The organism is Actinomycetota bacterium (assembly GCA_030018275.1).
Classification (GTDB): Bacteria; Actinomycetota; Aquicultoria; order Subteraquimicrobiales; family Subteraquimicrobiaceae; genus Subteraquimicrobium.
Genome location: JASEGB010000015.1, coordinates 11,259 through 27,834, shown reverse-complemented (window position 1 = coordinate 27,834; position 16,576 = coordinate 11,259). Strand labels below are relative to the sequence as shown.

The following is a 16,576-nucleotide window of genomic DNA, read 5'->3' as shown; positions in this document are numbered from 1 at the left end:
TTGGGTCCCATTTCTATCTCAAAATTTCTCAATCACCAATAAACGGAACCCTACTGGAGCCTGTGGAGAGCGTTCAGCTCGTGACCTAACTCGTTAATAATACAAATAAATATCTGATTTTCGACTTTTATTAAAACAAAAGTTAAAATTTAGTGAGATCCTATTCCCAAATGGAGGGAGACACATGGAGAAATGGCAAAGTAACAAGTTCTTATGGCTCTTTGTTTTACTTGCTTTCGCAATTGGAATTATCCTGGGATTATCTGTCTTCTGGTGGCAAAATCCTCATTTGACCAGAAGCTACACACAGAAAGAAAAAAATATCAAACCGAGCTCGAAAAACCAGACGAACAATCCAAGAACTCGAAAAAAAGATAGCCAAACTACCGTCTCTTTTTCATTCAGTCGATTAAGCTTGGAGGGACTCGCTCAAAAGTGCAAACTCATAAATGCTCAAAGTCTCACCTCGCCTTTCAGGATCGATATTCGCACCTTTAAGGGCTTTCTCTACTTCCCGTTTACCATACGATAGGCGACTGCTATGAATCAAAGAATTCTTTATAGTCTTCCTTCGATGTTCAAAAGCAGCGGTGATAAGTTCAAAGAGGTGACTAGGATGCTTTACTCCAACGCGGGGGGAGGAGAGTCGCTTGAGTTTAATTACCGCCGAATCCACCTTCGGAGGTGGAAGAAAAACGGTTCTGGGCACGATGGAGATCATCTTGGGTTCAGAATAATACTGAATCTTTAAGGTGAAAGCACCGTAATCCTTTCCTCCCGGGGAGGCGAGGATTCGTTCCGCCAATTCCTTCTGGATCGTGACGACAAAAAGTTCAATCTGGGGATATTCATGCAAATACTTCACAAGTAAAGGGGAGGCGATATTATAGGGCAAATTGGAAACCAATTTATTGGGCTGCAAACTAGGAGGAAGCAAGTTTAAATCGAGTTTTAAGGCGTCCCTTCGTAATAGCTTCACATTTTCAAAGCCTTTAAGGGTTTCACTTAAGATAGGAATTAAAGTTCTATCGAGTTCTACCGCAATGACCTGACCGGCTCGTTCGGCAAGGACTTGGGTGAGGGTGCCGATTCCAGAACCCACTTCCAAGACTACATCTTCGGATTTAAGGTTGGCTGCATGGATGATTTTCTTGAGAATGTTTTCATCCACAAGAAAATTTTGCCCAAGACTTTTGGAGAGCCTCAAATTGTATTTCTTGAGGATATCGATGGTTTTTCGGGGACTAGCGAGCCCAGACATCTCCCTCAGATCCGCTTGGAAATCTTATACTTTAATACTATTTTATATGAACTACGACCTTTCTGCGACCGAAGGCTCTGGCCTGAGCCAGCGAATCAAAACACAAGTCGATGCGGACTCCCTTAATAGCAGAACCAGTATCAGCGGCGATTGCCTCTCCGTATCCCTCAATGTAAAGGTGGGTTCCCAAGGGAATTACCCTGGGATCGACAGCCACCACACCATATCGAGCTCTCATGCCGGTGGCAGTTATCGTACCACAACCATGACCGGGCGTGTAAGCCGTGGCGATCATGACCATGGTTCGAACCCCTGGATATCCCCCCGCACCTCTAGAGGGTAAATGGGGTTTAGCAGCCAAGAAGCGCTTGGGAGAGGATCGCTTACCCGTCGAGACCCTTTGGTAGGAGGACTTGCTTGGTTGATGGGTTGGCGGGCGTTGGGGGGTGGAATTTCCTTCATATCCACAGGAGCTGCTGGAAATTTCCGAGGCGAATTTTAGACTGGTTGTGCTCACCAAAAATAAAGTGGGGAGTGTATTTGAAGTGCTTATTACGGTTGTTGCCCTCTCCACAGATTTTGAAATGAATTGAGTGGCTTCCGATGCTAGAGCCTTCATGCTTTCCCCGATTTCCTTTGAATCCGCAGGAGAATTCGGGGACAGCGCCTGCCCGCCCCTCAGCAATGGCAAGCGGGTATCACGACGCGTCCAGAAACTGGAGCCGCCACCCCTCGGTCATTTGACCCTTCTAGTTGCATTGTTAAATCCTATAAAATCACTTATTGCAAAGACCAGTACCACACATAAGAATCCCATGAAAATTTTATTGGGTTTTTTGGCTTGCCCGCTATGGCTTCGTCGAAGGCCTATCAGCCGTCGCTTTGGCATGACAGAGCCTAGCAAGCGGGCAAAAAAATGGAGAGAAAACCCCTCCATTCGACCATTCCCTTCTATATTTTATTGGCGCTGCTTAAGCGGCATCCCATTATATAGTAAAATCTGGAAGAATGCAACACTTTAAGCAGGGATGTTGAAGACTTCAAAGCATTTTAGCAGGTCATAGCAACAATTTTCTCAAATCGGGCACCTCCTGCTTTTTTGGGCTATTGGTGGGAAGAAAACGGGGGTGAGGGAATTTACTTTATGCGAGGGAAAAGGGGCTTCCCTCGCTTCACCTCGATGCCCGGTTTAAGCAAACCCCACTCAAGGGCCCTGGGGAATCTTTGAGTCTCGAGCTTTTCCTCAATGCTGAGTTGATTCCATAACTCTTTGGAGGTGGAGGGCATGAAGGGACGGATCAATAATGCCACTATCCGCAATCCTTCCAAGGCAGTGTATAACACCATATCAAGGCGCTCCCTCTGCTCCTCCTTCTTTGCAAGGGACCACGGAGCAACTTCATCAATGTACTTATTGATTCCCCGGATGAATTCCCAAATTCTCGCCAGGGCTTCGCTGAAAGCAAATTCTCTAAAGCATTTGTCAGCCTCCAAAAATGCGCGCTCAGCAAGACGTCGAAGATTCAGATCAATTTCCATTTCCTTTCCAGAGGTGGGGATTATACCATCACGGTACTTCTCCACCATCGCTAAAAGTCGACTAACCAAATTCCCCAAATCGTTGGCCAAATCCGCATTGTATCTATGTTCTAACCTTTGAAGGGAAAAATCGCCATCCTGTCCGAAGGGGAAAGCGCCTAGGATGAAGTAGCGAAGGGCGTCTACTCCATATTTCCCGGCTAGAAAGACCGGATCTATCACATTTCCCAGGGATTTGCTCATTTTTTGCCCATTGACCGTGAAAAATCCGTGGACGAAAATCTTTCTCGGTAATTCCACACCCAAAGCCAGTAGCAAACTGGGCCAAATTGTGGCATGTACCCTCAAGATATCCTTGCCTATGAGATGAACATCCGCTGGCCAATACCGCTCGAATTTTTCCCTATCCCAGAGCCACCCGATGCCTGTGAGATAATTAAGGAAGGCATCAACCCAAACGTAAGTCGTATGGGAGCGGTCAAAGGGCAGCTCTATTCCCCAACGCACCTTGCTTTTACTCCGAGAGATGGCCAAATCTTGCAATTTTTCACCCCGTAGGAAGGATAGAACTTCATTCTCACGCTGTACGGGCTCGATCTTCAACTCTCTTTTGGATATCCTAGTCAATAATTCATCTTGAAATTGGGAAAGTTTGAAGAAGTAACATTCCTCGGTTAATAGCTCGGGTTCCTTGCGATGTAGAGGGCACTTGCCTTGGACTAAACTGCTCTTTGGGATGTACTGCTCACAACCAACGCAATAAAGACCCTCATATTTATCTCTATAGACGTATTCCCCATCGTATAGTCGCTGCAAAGCCCATTTTACGGCCCTTTCGTGCTCCGAGTCCGTGGTGCGAATGAAATGATCATTGCTAATATTCAATGCCTCCCAGGTTTTTTTGAATTGATCCGCTATCTCATCGCAGAATTGTTTGGGAGATTTCCCCACGGACTCAGCCGATTGAGCCACCTTAGCGCCGTGTTCATCGGTACCCGTGAGGAAGAAGACATCTTGACCGAAGAGCCGATGATACCTGGCGATGACATCAGCTGTGATGGTGGGATAGGCGGTACCCAAGTGAGGAGGCTGATTAACGTAGTAAATTGGAGTGGTCACATAAAACTTGGGCATTTCATCTTCCTTTTCTATTCCTTGACGCCATTTTCTCATAACCATATAATTTAAATTGCTCATTTGTCAAGGATGCTAGAAGGGGACTCGAATATGAAATCCACTGGTATAGTGCGTAAAGTTGACGAGCTTGGACGGATCGTGATTCCAATGGAATTGCGTCGAACCTTTGGTATCGAAGTTAAAGATCCCATCGAGATATATGTAGAAGGCGACAAAATAATCCTAACCAAATATCGTCCCACTTGCGTCTTCTGCGGAGGAACGGAAAATTTAGAAACATTCAAAAAGAAAAATATCTGCAAGACTTGCAGGAAAAAATTGGCAAGTCCCTCTTAATTTTTCGGGTTTAATTATGACCACAAATTCCCCCCTCGGTTTAATTTCCTTTATTACTTCTTTGATTCTCCCCCTGATTATTTCCTCAAATTTCTTTGTCAATTCACGACAAACCACCACTTCCCTGTCCCCAAAAATTTCTTTAATTTCGGTCAAGGTTTTAAGGACTCTATGGGGCGATTCATAGAATATGATCACGCGCTCTTCATCCTTTAAAGAGTTCAGCAACTTCTTTCTCCCCTTCTTCGGTAAAAAGCCAAGATAAATAAATTGGCTGAGGGGTATCCCCGAGACGGACGCCGCAGCCAAAAAAGCCGAGGGACCAGGGATGGGCACTACCTCTATACCTTTGTTCACCGCGGCATTTATCAATTTCCAGCCGGGGTCGGATATTCCAGGGGTACCAGCATCACAGACCAAGGCAATACTCTTGCCCTCCCCTAACCGATTCAAGATATAGTCGATTTTTCTCGCCCGTGTGTACCGATGATAGCTCGTCATCGGTGTCTTTACACCGTAATGATCGAGCAAAATCTTAGTATGCCTTGTATCCTCAGCGGCGATTAAATCAACCTCCTTAAGGATCCTTAAGGCACGGAGGGAAAGATCCTCAAGATTCCCTATGGGCGTAGCCACAACGAATAAAGTTCCCATCTCAAATCACCAATCTTTTACGCTTCGGGGAGTGGCTTCTTGAAAAGCTGGAGGAAGGCTATGGTCCAAGCCGAGGAAAGAAATACTCGAACCAAAGATGCAACAAATAATGAAACGATTATTCCGGGGATTGTGATGAGAATGGCGAGAAAGAGACTGACCTCGGTGGCAAGGGTTACGGGGACGGCGAAGATCATAAAGACCAGAAGGAGAATAATACCGATCCCAATTCCCACCCCGAACATGATCAACCAAAAAATCAGCATTCTCCCGATATTCTCACGGAGGAGGTGGTATCCCCTTTTAACGCTTTCAAGTACCCCCAGGTTTTCAATGACGCAGTATCTCCCGGCAAAAAAATCCAAAATGGTCAGGGAAATCGAGGAAGGTATCAGGATTATGATGAGAAACAATAGACCAGAAATTAGAAAAAAGAAGCCCAGAGCGGTTTCTTTGAAAGCAAAGGCAAAAATTGCGGGAAGAAGGGTTATTCCGAGAAGCAAGATAGCCATGAAAATCCAGGGAATCCAAATTCCCAAGGTTATTCCAAAAAGTGGGAACCATTTTGATAAACCATATTTGAAACCCTGACCCACATCTATTTTATGCTCAAATTCGACATCCCTAACCATGCCAATCAACGCAGCTTGAGATAGATAATTCACGAATATAGAGAGGGCGATGATTATGAGTATAAAAAGACAGATGAAAATGAGCAATGGCAAAAGGGGAAATCTTTCGAGGAAGGGGAAAAATTTTTCAATGGAAGTCTTGCTCCATGAAAATTCATCGGGCTGAAGTTGCCATCTCAAATTGAAGTTATAATTCCCCCCTCCTCCAAAGATGGCAGAAAGCAAACCAAATAACCACAGAGATTTATATCTAAGGGTTATTACCCATGCCCGCTTTAATATTCCACCATAATCCACGATTAGCTCCCGTGTTCTCCCTCCACTTCAAACCCCACCTACTTATCACCGCGTAGGTGATAATGGTTGGTTATCCCTGAGTTACCGCATCCACAGGACATACCTCAGCACACGTACCGCATTCCGTGCACTGATCGGGGTCGATGCAATATTTATCTTCGCACTCATTTATGGCACCAGCTGGACACTCGTCCGCACAGACCCCACAGCTTAAACACTCTTCGGTTATTTTATAAGCCACCCTTAAATTCACCTCCCTGCTAACTTTAGCAAAAAGCTTAACTTACATTCATTTCATTTGTAAAGTCCAAAAGATTAAAAAATGGGTAGTTAATCGGGCTATTAACGAGTCAGGTTTACATCTTAGACATTCAAGGGAGGGGTAAGTGTTAAGAAAGTGTCGGAGCCTCGCCTATGAAAACTTCTTAGGCATTCACAGTTTTGCAGCGAGGCGAGACCCGAGCGGCGGCCGAATATTACTTTGGTTAAACTAAAACCAGCCGACCGCGTGTTTTCGGAGCACTTCACCCCGACCATGGTGTTAATCCATCTTGTTAATAATACGGGTTAAATTTTGATTAGGTTATATTCCCTGCTTCCCAAGCCCAATTCTTCTCCGTATTTCAACTGGACGCTCCAATCCACACCTGTGATTGCTCCGAATTTATCCTCACTTTGAGGATCAGATAGCCCAGTATTCTCTATTCCCCGCGTTCGATTAATGAGATCAACGCTGGCTTGATCGAGAGCTACGGGGTCATGGGAGGCTAAAATTCCAATATCGGGCACGATGGGGGCATCACTCCACCCCCAGCAGTCGCAACTGGGAGCTACATTGATGAGGAAATTCACGAATCCCACCTTATTCTCCTTACTCTTGAGTACCCCGTAGACGTGCTCAACCATCTTCTTCTGAACGGAATGTGGCTCAGCTTCCCAGCTTATAGCTATAGCAAAGGATGGACAGGTGACCACACATTCCCCACAACCAAGACACTTTTTATGATCTATCCGAGCTTTCTTTTCACCGGATAGGATTATGGCCTGGGCAGGACACCACTGCAAACATTTCCCGCAACCGGTACACTTCTCCACATCAACGACGGGGAGAACGTCGGAATGCATCATCTGTTTGGCGCTCCGACAACCGCAACCCATCCCCACATTCTTCAAGGCTCCGCCGAAGCCGGTGGTCTCGTGTCCTTTGAAATGGGATATGGCTATCAAGACATCCGCGTGGTAAATGGCACTGCTTATCTTAACCTCTTTAAAAAATCTCCCATCTATCTTTAAGGGAACGTAATCCCTTCCATTGAGTCCATCGGCGATGATGAATGGAGCACCAACTGAAGCATAATCAAATCCATTTTCGATCGCTGTTATCAAGTGATCCACGGCATTAGCTCTGGAACTCACGTAGAGTGTATTGGTATCCGTAAGAAAGGGTTTGCCTCCATAAGCCCTTACTTTCTCCACAACTCTACGGATGAAGATTGGGCGCACATATGCGGTATTCCCTCGCTCACCACAGTGAATTTTTATGGCCACAAAATCGCCTTCTTTTATCAAATTTGGGAAGGCTGCCTTCTCAAAGAGCTCCTCCATCTTTTGAAGCAAGCTCCTCCCTCGGTGGGCTCGCATGTCGGTGAAGAAAACATCGGATGGCATAGCTTCTCCCTCCAAAATAAAGCTTTACATCAACTTACCGAGCTCATATAGGACCAAAGCAGCGGCTCCTAAAACCCCAGCGTTTGTCTCCAGCTTCGCCCCTACAATTTTAACCGTTTTAAGATTGGGAGCCAGCGCTCGCCTGGAGATCTCCGCCCTTGCCGTCGTCAATAACTCCTCGATCTCGGCCATGCCTCCACCGATGATGATCATCTCAGGATTGAAGATATTTATGACGTTTGCCAGTCCCACACCTAGTGCCTCCCCCGCTTCTCTCAAAATCCTTTTTGCTAAAGAATCTCCTTTTCTTGCCGCATGGACAACAACCTCCGCCGAGATGTCCTCGATCTTGCCTCGAATCAACCTGAAGATCATGGATTCCTCATCCACGGCCTCTCTAGCCCTCCTGGCTATAGCCGTGCCAGAGGCAAAAGCCTCCAAACAGCCGCGATTCCCGCACCCGCATGGTGGACCCTTTGGATCAATCACCATATGACCGATCTCAGCGGCGCTTCCGCCAGCCCCACGGTAAACTCGGTCATCGATTATGATGCCACCGCCAATTCCCGTTCCAATGGTGAGGCAAACGAGATTTGATACCCCCCGCCCTATCCCAAAAAATTTCTCGCCCATCGCGGCGACATTTGCATCGTTATCCAAAAAAGTTGGGACATTGAGATGATCGTGAACGATGTCTCTCAAAGGCAAATTCCTCAAGGGCAGATTCGGGGAAAAGATTGCGATCCCCCTCTGAAAATCCATTAACCCAGCAACACCCAGACCTATACCAAGGATATTTTCCATGCAAGCTTTCGAAACATCGAAAATCTCCTCGATCAGCTCTATGGTATTCCGGACGAGGATTTTGGAACTTTCGGTCGGGGTTGATCTCCTTTTTAAATTCAAAATATTCGCTTGCTCATCGACCAGTGCTGCTGTCGTCTTGGTGGCCCCAAGATCTACCCCGATGACTAGAGGGCTAATTCTGGAGTTAACCATGTCTCACTTTGCCTGCCTCTCTGTCCGGTAGGCGGGCCTGTCGGTAGACACGGCATCCATTTCCGGAGAATAAAGGCGAATACAATTTCGTCCGCCATCTTTGGCAAAAAATAGAGCTCGATTCGCCTTGTCGATGAGCTCCAACCCATCGCAGGCATGGTCGGGATAAGTTGCTAAACCAGCGCTTATGGTCATCCCCACCTGGGGCTCTTTTTCATCACCCTCAAAAGTGGCGGACTCCACAGCCGTCCTAATTCGCTCCCCTATCACCTGTGACGCTACCTTCCCCGTGTTCGGGAGCAGAATGGCGAACTCCTCTCCCCCATATCTAGCCACAATATCTATCGTTCTTACTTGCTCCTCCATGATCTTTGCCAGCTTCTTTAGGAGAAGATTCCCCTTGGCATGTCCGAATCTGTCATTGAATTTTTTAAAAAAGTCGATGTCGATGATGATCAAAGATAACTTGCTCCCGAATCGATCAGCTCTATATCGCTCCTCCTCTATTCGATCCATGAGGTAGCTGTAATTATAAACATCGGTTAATCTATCCACCATGGAGAGACGATTCATCTTCTGCTGCTGTTCCTCTCGGCGTCTCTGCAGGCGCCCAACGATTATGCCCACGAGTAACATGAGAACTGAACCCGGGACTATCACAAGGGTGATTTCTCCCGTAGCGCTCAAAGGTAATGAGAAATATGCATAGAGAATACAAAAGAGACCGGAAAGTATGGCAACGAGTACCCCTCCTAAGAGATCGAAGGCAAGAGCGGCTAAAAGAAGGGGGATATAGTAAAATTGCCAGAGAAGAATTATCCTTCGAGTGAAAATGACGAGAAAGGTGATGAGGATGAAGGAAGCAACAGTTGCAAATAATTTTATATATTTCTCCTTCGACATGATCCTCCCTCCGCTTAAGTTAATTCAAGTAAGCCTCGGAATCTCCTGCTAATTTTCAACACTGTCGTCTACCTTTTTGTCCTTTGCCCTTTACCCATGACTCATGCCCCCTATACAAAATATCTTAAAAGCAGAACATGAGCCAGGAAGGAGAGGTAAAGCTCAATAGCGCTTAATATGCAAGCCAGGATCATTGGAACAATCAGTTGCCGTGGGCTGATTGCCCGTCTTTGCCACCTTGGTAATAAGGTAATCAAGATGGTGTTTACGGCTATTAGGGTAAAGAAAATTGCCCCAACATGACACTTGAGAGAATTTCAAAGGATAAACTCGTCTCTCCTTGTAAGAGAAGGTAACTTAAAACGAAGATCACCAAGAGACCAAATCTTTTGAGTGTACTTTCGAGCAATGGTGAATTGATAGAGTCTCGCCAGAGTTGGCAATTTAAAACGGGGACTATGAACAGGGGCAAGGAAAATCCAAATAAAAGTCCGGTGAAAAGCCTGATGTGGTTTGTGCTATGCCTTAGTCCCAGGTAAGAGGTTATAACATCTAGAATCATAAGGAAAAAAGAGAAAAAGATGCAAATTAAAAGAAAAGAGGATATATGACTCTCCCGCTTTCGATGGGAGAGTTGAAGATAGATAAAGGAGATTAAAACATCGACTGTGGGGAATACCACCAGACCACCCTTCTGTATAACAATACTGGCTTCCTTTATAGATTGGGGCGTGACATTAAGGATTCTCATATTTGAAGAATCTCCTTAATTTCTTTTAGTATATCTTTTAAGGGAGGCACATCTTTGAACCACTCATTTTCAATAATTTCATTGGTACAGGCACAATAAATCTGTGAAATTAACAGTTTCAATTTGGGAGGTAGCGGTTCTGGACTTAACCTACATATATTTTTCCAGCGCTGCCTATCCTTTTTCTTTGCAACTTCTGTAGCCTGATACCATGCTGTATTACGGTAGTATACCCGCGCTATTTCCTTGCTCACAGGCAATCCATCGAATGTAAAACGGCACTCATCCAACGTGCCAAGGACATCAACCAGCATCAGACGACGTTTTTGGTCAAAGCCAACTTCTATCTTTCCGTCTTCATTTACCAGTCCTGTCTTTGAAAATTCCTCGGTTATAATATCATTAACTGTGTTGGTGAGGTTTTTCAATTTAATTATTTCATCATCACTTAAACCCGAGATTTGTTGGGCTTCTGCCCAGGTTAAGTACCTATCCGTTATCTCTAACTTGGTGGAAACGTCCAAGATTGGTCTATCCAATTTCCGGTTAGGGACAGGTTCTCTATCCAGGCCCAAATCCGCAGGTTTTATATCACCATCTCTTAGGCGTCTAAAAACACTACTACCTAGAGGCAAAGAATTTCTGTAAATAACTTCAAGAGGTATCAAAAAGCCCCCTTTTTCACTTCGGTAAATTGAATAATCGTATCGATTGCCTTTAAGTTCAGGCCTTATAACACGTAACAATTTAATTTCCATCACGTTTGTGGGCTTCTTAATTTCGGAGAGTTTTTTTACAATCTCATCCTCCACAAGTCCTACATAGTGAGTGAGAATACCTAAATCTTGGAGTTTTTCAAAGAAATATGCACCAAGGAGTGCGATGGCTGCACCTTTATAATGAATATGGTCGGGCATTTCTCCCCAGTCGAATACTGAGTATCTATCTGAGAAGATGAATCTTGCCTGTCCAAGGTTATCAGGGGTTGCCCTTTTTAGAATTTTGAGGTCTTTTACACTACCCATCTTGCACCTCTGATCGTCCTTTTCTAGCGCTTCTTTTGCGGCGTTTTGGTATTTTTTAATTTTTCGACCATTCCATGTCACCTTTTGAAATTTTGCTTCAGCTTTTTCTACAGTTGGATTGGAGACTCTTAAAGTTATAAATACGTCCCAAAACCCTGTAATGTATTCGCTTTCATCACTTGCTAAAAAGGCGACCACGTTTGCAATATCGTTAGGTTTACCTATTCTTCCATAAGGGATCATTGCAAGAAGTGCTGCTTTTACTTTCTCATCTTCAAGCAAATTCTTGGTCATCGCAGCCCGCCGCCCGACATTTGATGGCGGGCAAACCGGAGGACCTAATGTGCCTTTAAAGCACGCATAGATTCCTTCAATTTCCTAAGAGCCTCTTGGATGGCTTTTGCTCGCACTTCTCCGACTCCATCTACATCGTCTAGATCTTTGATGCCCGCGTTGAGAACAGCCTGTAAGCTCTTGAACTTATCCACGATCTTATTGACCACGGACATGGGGAGACGCGGAATTTTTCTGAGCAATCTATATCCACGAGGGTGAACCGCCGAATCTAGGATGTTCACTGGACCCTCATAGCCCAGAACCTGACAGAATTCCATCAGATCCAAAAGTTGCTCCGGTGAAAGCTTTAAGAGCTCTTGCCTCATGCGCTGGGCCCGCTGGCTATCTCGGCAATAATCCTTGATGACAAGCAGTCTTTCCTCCTCTACATTGGCCATGAGTTCATCCAGCTGCATCTTGATTAATCTGCCCTCCACACCAAGCTCGGTTATGTACCGTTCGATTTCCCGAGAGACTCTTTCCACCATCTCCGCTCTCTGAAGTACGGTTGAGACGTCCGAGAGGGTAACCAAATCTTCAAATTCCAAAGCACTAAGATTGGAGAGTACCTGATCCAACCGAGTTTTATATCTCTCTAAAGTCTGAAGAGCCTGATTGGCTTTGGATAAAATTACCCGCAAATCCAATAGGACATATTTCATGTCATTGACGTATAGGGAGACCACGTCTCGCTTCTGGGAAATAGAGATCACTAAGGCTTTAGTTTGCTTAGCCACACGTTCAGCCGTTCGATGTCGCATTCCCGTTTCATTGGTGGGTAGGGAAGAATCTGGAACCAGATGAACATTTGCTCTTAAGATACGCTTAACCCCCGAATCCAAGATTATTGCGCCATCCATCTTCGCCAGCTCAAAGAGCTTCAGAGAAGCGAACTTACAATCCAACTCGAAACCACCATCGCAGAGCTTTAGAACATCTTCCATATCACCGATGACGATCAATGCACCCGTCTTGGCATCGATTATATGCTCCAAAGCCTCTCTCAACTCGGTTCCGGGAGCAACCTTTTTGACGGCTTCCATTAAGAGTTGTTCTTTCTTCAATTTTCTTCTTGCCATGTTCACCTCTTCCCCGAATTTACGCTTTACTCCAATATCGCGAGAGCTTGCTTCACGGTTTCCACTGGAAAGATTTCCATATCACCATGAACCCCTTCGCTTTCCTGAGGTCCGCCTGGAGTGGAATCCTTTGAGACCGAATGAGGTAAGATAGCTCTCTTAAATCCAAGTTTAGTAGATTCCTTTAGTCTCCGTTCGACATGGCTCACGAATCTGACTTCCCCGGTGAGTCCCACCTCACCGAAGACCACCACATCCGAAGGAATAGTCACATTTTTTCGCGCCGATGCCACGGCTAATATCATCCCCAAATCCACACCCGGCTCCGTGATTCTCACACCACCAGCGACGTTCACATAAACGTCTTGATTCTCCAATCGCAACCCGACTCTTCTCTCCAACACCGCCAAGCTCAAAGTAAGTCTATTGAAATCCAAACCCGTCGCCAGACGGCGAGGGATGGTTAAATACGAAGGAGTCACTAAAGCTTGTAATTCGACTAAAAGGGGGCGGGTTCCTTCCATTGTAGCCACCACCACGGAACCAGAAACATCCGCAGTCCTCTGGGTAAGAAATAGGGCAGAAGGATCGGTGATCTCTCTCAACCCAGAGTTGGTCATCTCAAAAACACCGATTTCATTGGTCGAGCCGTATCTATTCTTTACCGCCCGGATGATTCGATAAGATTGTTGAGTTTCACCCTCAAAATAAAGGACCGTATCCACAATATGCTCAAGCACACGAGGTCCAGCGATTGATCCCTCCTTTGTTACATGTCCCACGAGAAAAGCGGGTAACCCCTTACTCTTCGCAATCTGAAGTAGATAGGTAGTGCATTCCCGAACTTGACTGACGCTACCGGGAGCGGAGGGGACATCGGGATGAAACATCGTCTGTATGGAGTCGATCACCAAAAGGACGGGGTTTAAAGCTTCGATCTCCCCTCGGATGCGTTCCATATCGGTTTCGGGGAGGATATAAAGGTTTTTGGAGAGCGTTCCCAGCCTCTCCGCCCTCATTCGGATCTGGCGTGAGGATTCTTCCCCGGAGACGAGTAAGACCAGACCAACTGTCTGCGCCACGTTGCTAGATGATTGGAGGAGGAGGGTTGACTTACCCACACCCGGTTCTCCACCAATTAAGATTAGAGAACCGGGGACTATCCCTCCACCCAGAACCCGATCGAATTCTGGAATGCCCGTGGTGTATCGTTCTTCGCCTAAGGTTGGGATCGTTGTGATTTGTTGAGGAGTTTGTGGAGAGGATTTCCATTTAAAAACGGTGGAGGAGTTATCTAATGGCTCCTCCACCATCGTGTTCCAACCCCCGCAATCGGGACATCTTCCCATCCACTTGGGAGAAAGGTAACCGCACTGCTGACACCTGACTACATATCTTGCCTTGGTCATGCCTCACTCTCATTCGTACTGGTTACTTTCTCACCTTCTCGAGCGCGGAAATAAATCTTTCCGTCCGCGGAGTCGACCACAACCACCTGCGAGCTCTTAAACTCACTGCCCAAGATGGCTTCGGAAAGGGGGTCTTCGACCAAGCGTTGAATGGCTCGCCTCAAAGGTCGGGCGCCAAGAGCTGGATCATAACCCTCTTTGACCAGTACCTCTTTAGCCACATCTGTGACCTCTATCTTTATATCCTGACTTCGAAGTTGGGTTCTTAATCGATCAAGCATTATATCCACGATCTTTTTTATATCCTCTTTAGTGAGCCCACGGAAAACGATGACATCATCGACCCGATTGAGAAACTCCGGACGGAATGTTCGCTTGAGTTCGCTCATTATTTTCTCCTTCATATCCTCGTATGAGAGAGTCTCCTCGGTTGGTTTAGAGAAACCAACTGGAGTGGCCTTCTGAATATACCTAGCTCCGATGTTTGAGGTCATGATTATTATTGAATTCTTGAAATCCACTGTACGGCCCTGAGCATCGGTTAGGTGCCCATCCTCGAGTATTTGAAGGAGAACATTGAATACATCCGGATGTGCCTTTTCTACCTCGTCGAACAAGATCACGGAGTACGGTCTCCTCCTCACAACTTCGGTGAGCTGGCCCCCTTCCTCGTAACCCACATAACCCGGAGGAGAGCCCACCAATCGGGAAACGGTGTGCTTTTCCATATACTCCGACATATCGAGCTGAACCAGTGCATCCTCGTCTCCAAAGAGATATTCAGCAAGAGTCCGAGCAAGTTCAGTTTTCCCCACCCCTGAGGGTCCCAGAAAGATGAATGAACCCGTGGGCCGTTTAGGATCCTTTAGGCCAGCGCGGGTCCTTCGTATCGCCCGTGAGACGGATTCTATCGCTTCATCTTGGCTCACCACTCTTTTATGGAGAGCCTCCTCCATTCGAAGTAATTTGGTGCTTTCTTCCTCGGTGAGTCTAAACACGGGTATACCGGTCCAAGCCGACACGATCTGTGCTATCTCTTCCTCGGTTACTTTGATTTTGGTCTTGGGAATCCATCTCCCCACTTTGGTCCTCTTCTCCGTGATCAATGCCTTTTCCTTATCACGCAAGCTGGCTGCCTTCTCCAATTGCTTAGCTCCTACAGCTACTTCCTTCTCCCGTTGGATTCGCATGAGTTCTTCCTCAAATTCGTTAAAATCAGGGGGGGTCGTCATGCTCTTGATTCTCACCCTAGATGCAGCTTCATCGATCAAATCTATGGCTTTATCCGGGAGATATCTATCAGAAATATATCGATGGGCTAAATTCGCCGCAGCTACCAACGCGTCGTCGGTAATGTGTACCTGATGATGAGCTTCATATCGATCCCTTAAACCTTTGAGAATTTCGATGGTCTCGGAGACCGTAGACTCACTAACCAGAATGGGCTGAAATCTCCTCTCCAAAGCTGCATCTTTCTCCACATGCTTTCGATACTCATTGAGGGTGGTGGCTCCAATCGTTTGGAGTTCACCCCTCGCCAGAGCAGGCTTTAAAATACTGGCAGCATCGATGGCTCCCTCCGCAGCTCCAGCTCCAACCAGGTTGTGCATCTCATCCACAAAGAGGATGATATCCCCGCGTTCCCGAATCTCCTTCATCACCTTCTTCAATCTCTCCTCGAATTCTCCACGGTATTTTGATCCAGCAACGAGGGCACCCAAGTCGAGGGTATAAATCTGTTTGTCCTTCAAGGTTTGAGGGACGTCGCCCACCGCAATGTACTGTGCCAAACCCTCAACTATAGCGGTCTTGCCCACACCTGGCTCACCGATGAGTACGGGGTTATTTTTGGTACGACGACTTAAGATTTGCATCACTCTTTCGATTTCCTTCTCCCGACCAATAACGGGATCGAGCTTCTCCTCCTTGGCCAACTTGGTGAGGTTTCTTCCGAATTCGTCCAATAGCGATGAGCCATAATGTCTTGATCTGCTCCCAGGCAATTTAGAAGCGTAATATCCGCTTAAAAGCTGAATAATCTCATTTCGAACCCTTTCGAGATCAGCTCCCAAATTGAAGAGAACCCTCGCGGCTATACCCTCACCTTCTCGAATGAGTCCCAAAAGGATATGCTCAGTACCAATGTAATTGTGTCCCATCTGAAGAGCTTCTCGAAGAGCGAGTTCCAAAGCCTTTTTCGCCCGTGGGGTGAAGGGGATGTGACCCCTGGGGAGAGAGCTGCCTTCGCCAGTGAGTTCCTCAACCTGAGTTCTGATATCCTCGAGATTTATACCCATAGCCTTGAGGGCTCTAACTGCGACGCTTTCTTCCTCTCTTATGAGCCCCAGAAGTAAATGCTCCGTACCGATATAATTCTGGTTGAGCATACGGGCTTCCTCTTGAGCAAAAACTACAACCCGCCGTGCCCTTTCAGTAAATCGTTCAAACACTTTATCCTCCGGAGTAAAAAACCATCCTTTAAAAAACCATCCTTTTATTTTATTATTCCCAGCACCGAATCATTCTGTCAACAGAAACTTAAAGATTTAA

At 46.2% G+C, this 16,576-nt stretch carries 14 protein-coding genes and 2 pseudogenes; 1 reads left to right on the top strand and 15 read right to left on the bottom strand.

Going from position 1 to position 16,576, the window contains the following annotated elements; genetic code table 11:
• Positions 1–409: 409 nt before the first annotated feature.
• The 3 genes and pseudogenes from rsmA to metG form a co-directional block, all read right to left on the bottom strand.
• Entirely contained in the window at positions 410–1,261 is an 852-nt protein-coding gene (rsmA, locus tag QMD66_06630) for a 16S rRNA (adenine(1518)-N(6)/adenine(1519)-N(6))-dimethyltransferase RsmA (protein ID MDI6822511.1), read from the bottom strand.
• Positions 1,262–1,298: 37 nt separating this feature from the next.
• Positions 1,299–1,556 (bottom strand): annotated as a pseudogene (locus QMD66_06625) (3D domain-containing protein).
• 842 nt (positions 1,557–2,398) lie between these two features.
• Complete coding sequence (metG, locus tag QMD66_06620) at positions 2,399–3,973, bottom strand: methionine--tRNA ligase (protein ID MDI6822510.1); 1,575 nt, start codon at positions 3,971–3,973, stop codon at positions 2,399–2,401.
• Positions 3,974–4,027: 54 nt separating this feature from the next.
• Between metG and QMD66_06615 the strand changes: the two genes are divergently transcribed.
• On the top strand, positions 4,028–4,273 hold the full coding sequence (locus tag QMD66_06615; protein ID MDI6822509.1) for an AbrB/MazE/SpoVT family DNA-binding domain-containing protein: 246 nt from the start codon (positions 4,028–4,030) through the stop codon (positions 4,271–4,273).
• Here QMD66_06615 and rsmI read toward each other — a convergent pair.
• The 12 genes and pseudogenes from rsmI to QMD66_06555 form a co-directional block, all read right to left on the bottom strand.
• The gene (rsmI, locus tag QMD66_06610) at positions 4,208–4,927 is read right to left on the bottom strand and encodes a 16S rRNA (cytidine(1402)-2'-O)-methyltransferase (protein ID MDI6822508.1); all 720 of its coding nucleotides are present in this window, start codon (positions 4,925–4,927) and stop codon (positions 4,208–4,210) included. The two genes, QMD66_06615 and rsmI, sit on opposite strands and share 66 nt — an antisense overlap.
• 17 nt (positions 4,928–4,944) lie before the next feature.
• A complete protein-coding gene (locus QMD66_06605; protein ID MDI6822507.1) occupies positions 4,945–5,856 on the bottom strand; it encodes a hypothetical protein in 912 nt (303 codons plus the stop codon).
• A gap of 70 nt (positions 5,857–5,926) precedes the next feature.
• Positions 5,927–6,097: a 4Fe-4S binding protein gene (locus QMD66_06600; GenBank protein MDI6822506.1), complete on the bottom strand. Its 171-nt coding sequence runs from the start codon at positions 6,095–6,097 to the stop codon at positions 5,927–5,929.
• Positions 6,098–6,423: 326 nt separating this feature from the next.
• A complete protein-coding gene (locus QMD66_06595) occupies positions 6,424–7,524 on the bottom strand; it encodes a DUF362 domain-containing protein (protein ID MDI6822505.1) in 1,101 nt (366 codons plus the stop codon).
• A 24-nt stretch (positions 7,525–7,548) separates the two neighbouring features.
• Complete coding sequence (locus tag QMD66_06590; GenBank protein ID MDI6822504.1) at positions 7,549–8,523, bottom strand: ROK family protein; 975 nt, start codon at positions 8,521–8,523, stop codon at positions 7,549–7,551.
• Positions 8,524–8,526: 3 nt separating this feature from the next.
• Positions 8,527–9,426: a GGDEF domain-containing protein gene (locus tag QMD66_06585; protein MDI6822503.1), complete on the bottom strand. Its 900-nt coding sequence runs from the start codon at positions 9,424–9,426 to the stop codon at positions 8,527–8,529.
• A gap of 274 nt (positions 9,427–9,700) precedes the next feature.
• Positions 9,701–10,177: a DUF2085 domain-containing protein gene (locus tag QMD66_06580; protein MDI6822502.1), complete on the bottom strand. Its 477-nt coding sequence runs from the start codon at positions 10,175–10,177 to the stop codon at positions 9,701–9,703.
• Positions 10,174–11,202: a phosphoribosylaminoimidazolesuccinocarboxamide synthase gene (locus QMD66_06575; GenBank protein ID MDI6822501.1), complete on the bottom strand. Its 1,029-nt coding sequence runs from the start codon at positions 11,200–11,202 to the stop codon at positions 10,174–10,176. Before QMD66_06575 ends, QMD66_06580 begins: the two co-directional genes overlap by 4 nt.
• A gap of 165 nt (positions 11,203–11,367) precedes the next feature.
• Positions 11,368–11,496: pseudogene (locus QMD66_06570) on the bottom strand (SDR family oxidoreductase).
• Positions 11,497–11,540: 44 nt separating this feature from the next.
• Positions 11,541–12,617, bottom strand: coding sequence for a DNA integrity scanning diadenylate cyclase DisA (disA, locus tag QMD66_06565; GenBank protein ID MDI6822500.1), 1,077 nt, complete (start codon positions 12,615–12,617; stop codon positions 11,541–11,543).
• 26 nt (positions 12,618–12,643) lie between these two features.
• Positions 12,644–14,026: a DNA repair protein RadA gene (radA, locus tag QMD66_06560; protein MDI6822499.1), complete on the bottom strand. Its 1,383-nt coding sequence runs from the start codon at positions 14,024–14,026 to the stop codon at positions 12,644–12,646.
• Complete coding sequence (locus QMD66_06555) at positions 14,023–16,476, bottom strand: ATP-dependent Clp protease ATP-binding subunit (GenBank protein ID MDI6822498.1); 2,454 nt, start codon at positions 16,474–16,476, stop codon at positions 14,023–14,025. Before QMD66_06555 ends, radA begins: the two co-directional genes overlap by 4 nt.
• Between the last annotated feature and the right edge of the window lie 100 nt (positions 16,477–16,576).

Excerpts from the sequence above, each read along its gene's own strand:
- rsmA (MDI6822511.1), bottom strand. The coding sequence starts at position 1,261 with ATGTCTGGGCTCGCTAGTCCCCGAAAAACCATCGATATCCTCAAGAAA.
- metG (MDI6822510.1), bottom strand. The coding sequence starts at position 3,973 with ATGAGAAAATGGCGTCAAGGAATAGAAAAGGAAGATGAAATGCCCAAG.
- QMD66_06615 (MDI6822509.1), top strand. The coding sequence starts at position 4,028 with ATGAAATCCACTGGTATAGTGCGTAAAGTTGACGAGCTTGGACGGATC.
- rsmI (MDI6822508.1), bottom strand. The coding sequence starts at position 4,927 with ATGGGAACTTTATTCGTTGTGGCTACGCCCATAGGGAATCTTGAGGAT.
- QMD66_06595 (MDI6822505.1), bottom strand. The coding sequence starts at position 7,524 with ATGCCATCCGATGTTTTCTTCACCGACATGCGAGCCCACCGAGGGAGG.
- QMD66_06590 (MDI6822504.1), bottom strand. The coding sequence starts at position 8,523 with ATGGTTAACTCCAGAATTAGCCCTCTAGTCATCGGGGTAGATCTTGGG.
- QMD66_06585 (MDI6822503.1), bottom strand. The coding sequence starts at position 9,426 with ATGTCGAAGGAGAAATATATAAAATTATTTGCAACTGTTGCTTCCTTC.
- QMD66_06580 (MDI6822502.1), bottom strand. The coding sequence starts at position 10,177 with ATGAGAATCCTTAATGTCACGCCCCAATCTATAAAGGAAGCCAGTATT.
- QMD66_06575 (MDI6822501.1), bottom strand. The coding sequence starts at position 11,202 with ATGGGTAGTGTAAAAGACCTCAAAATTCTAAAAAGGGCAACCCCTGAT.
- disA (MDI6822500.1), bottom strand. The coding sequence starts at position 12,617 with ATGGCAAGAAGAAAATTGAAGAAAGAACAACTCTTAATGGAAGCCGTC.
- radA (MDI6822499.1), bottom strand. The coding sequence starts at position 14,026 with ATGACCAAGGCAAGATATGTAGTCAGGTGTCAGCAGTGCGGTTACCTT.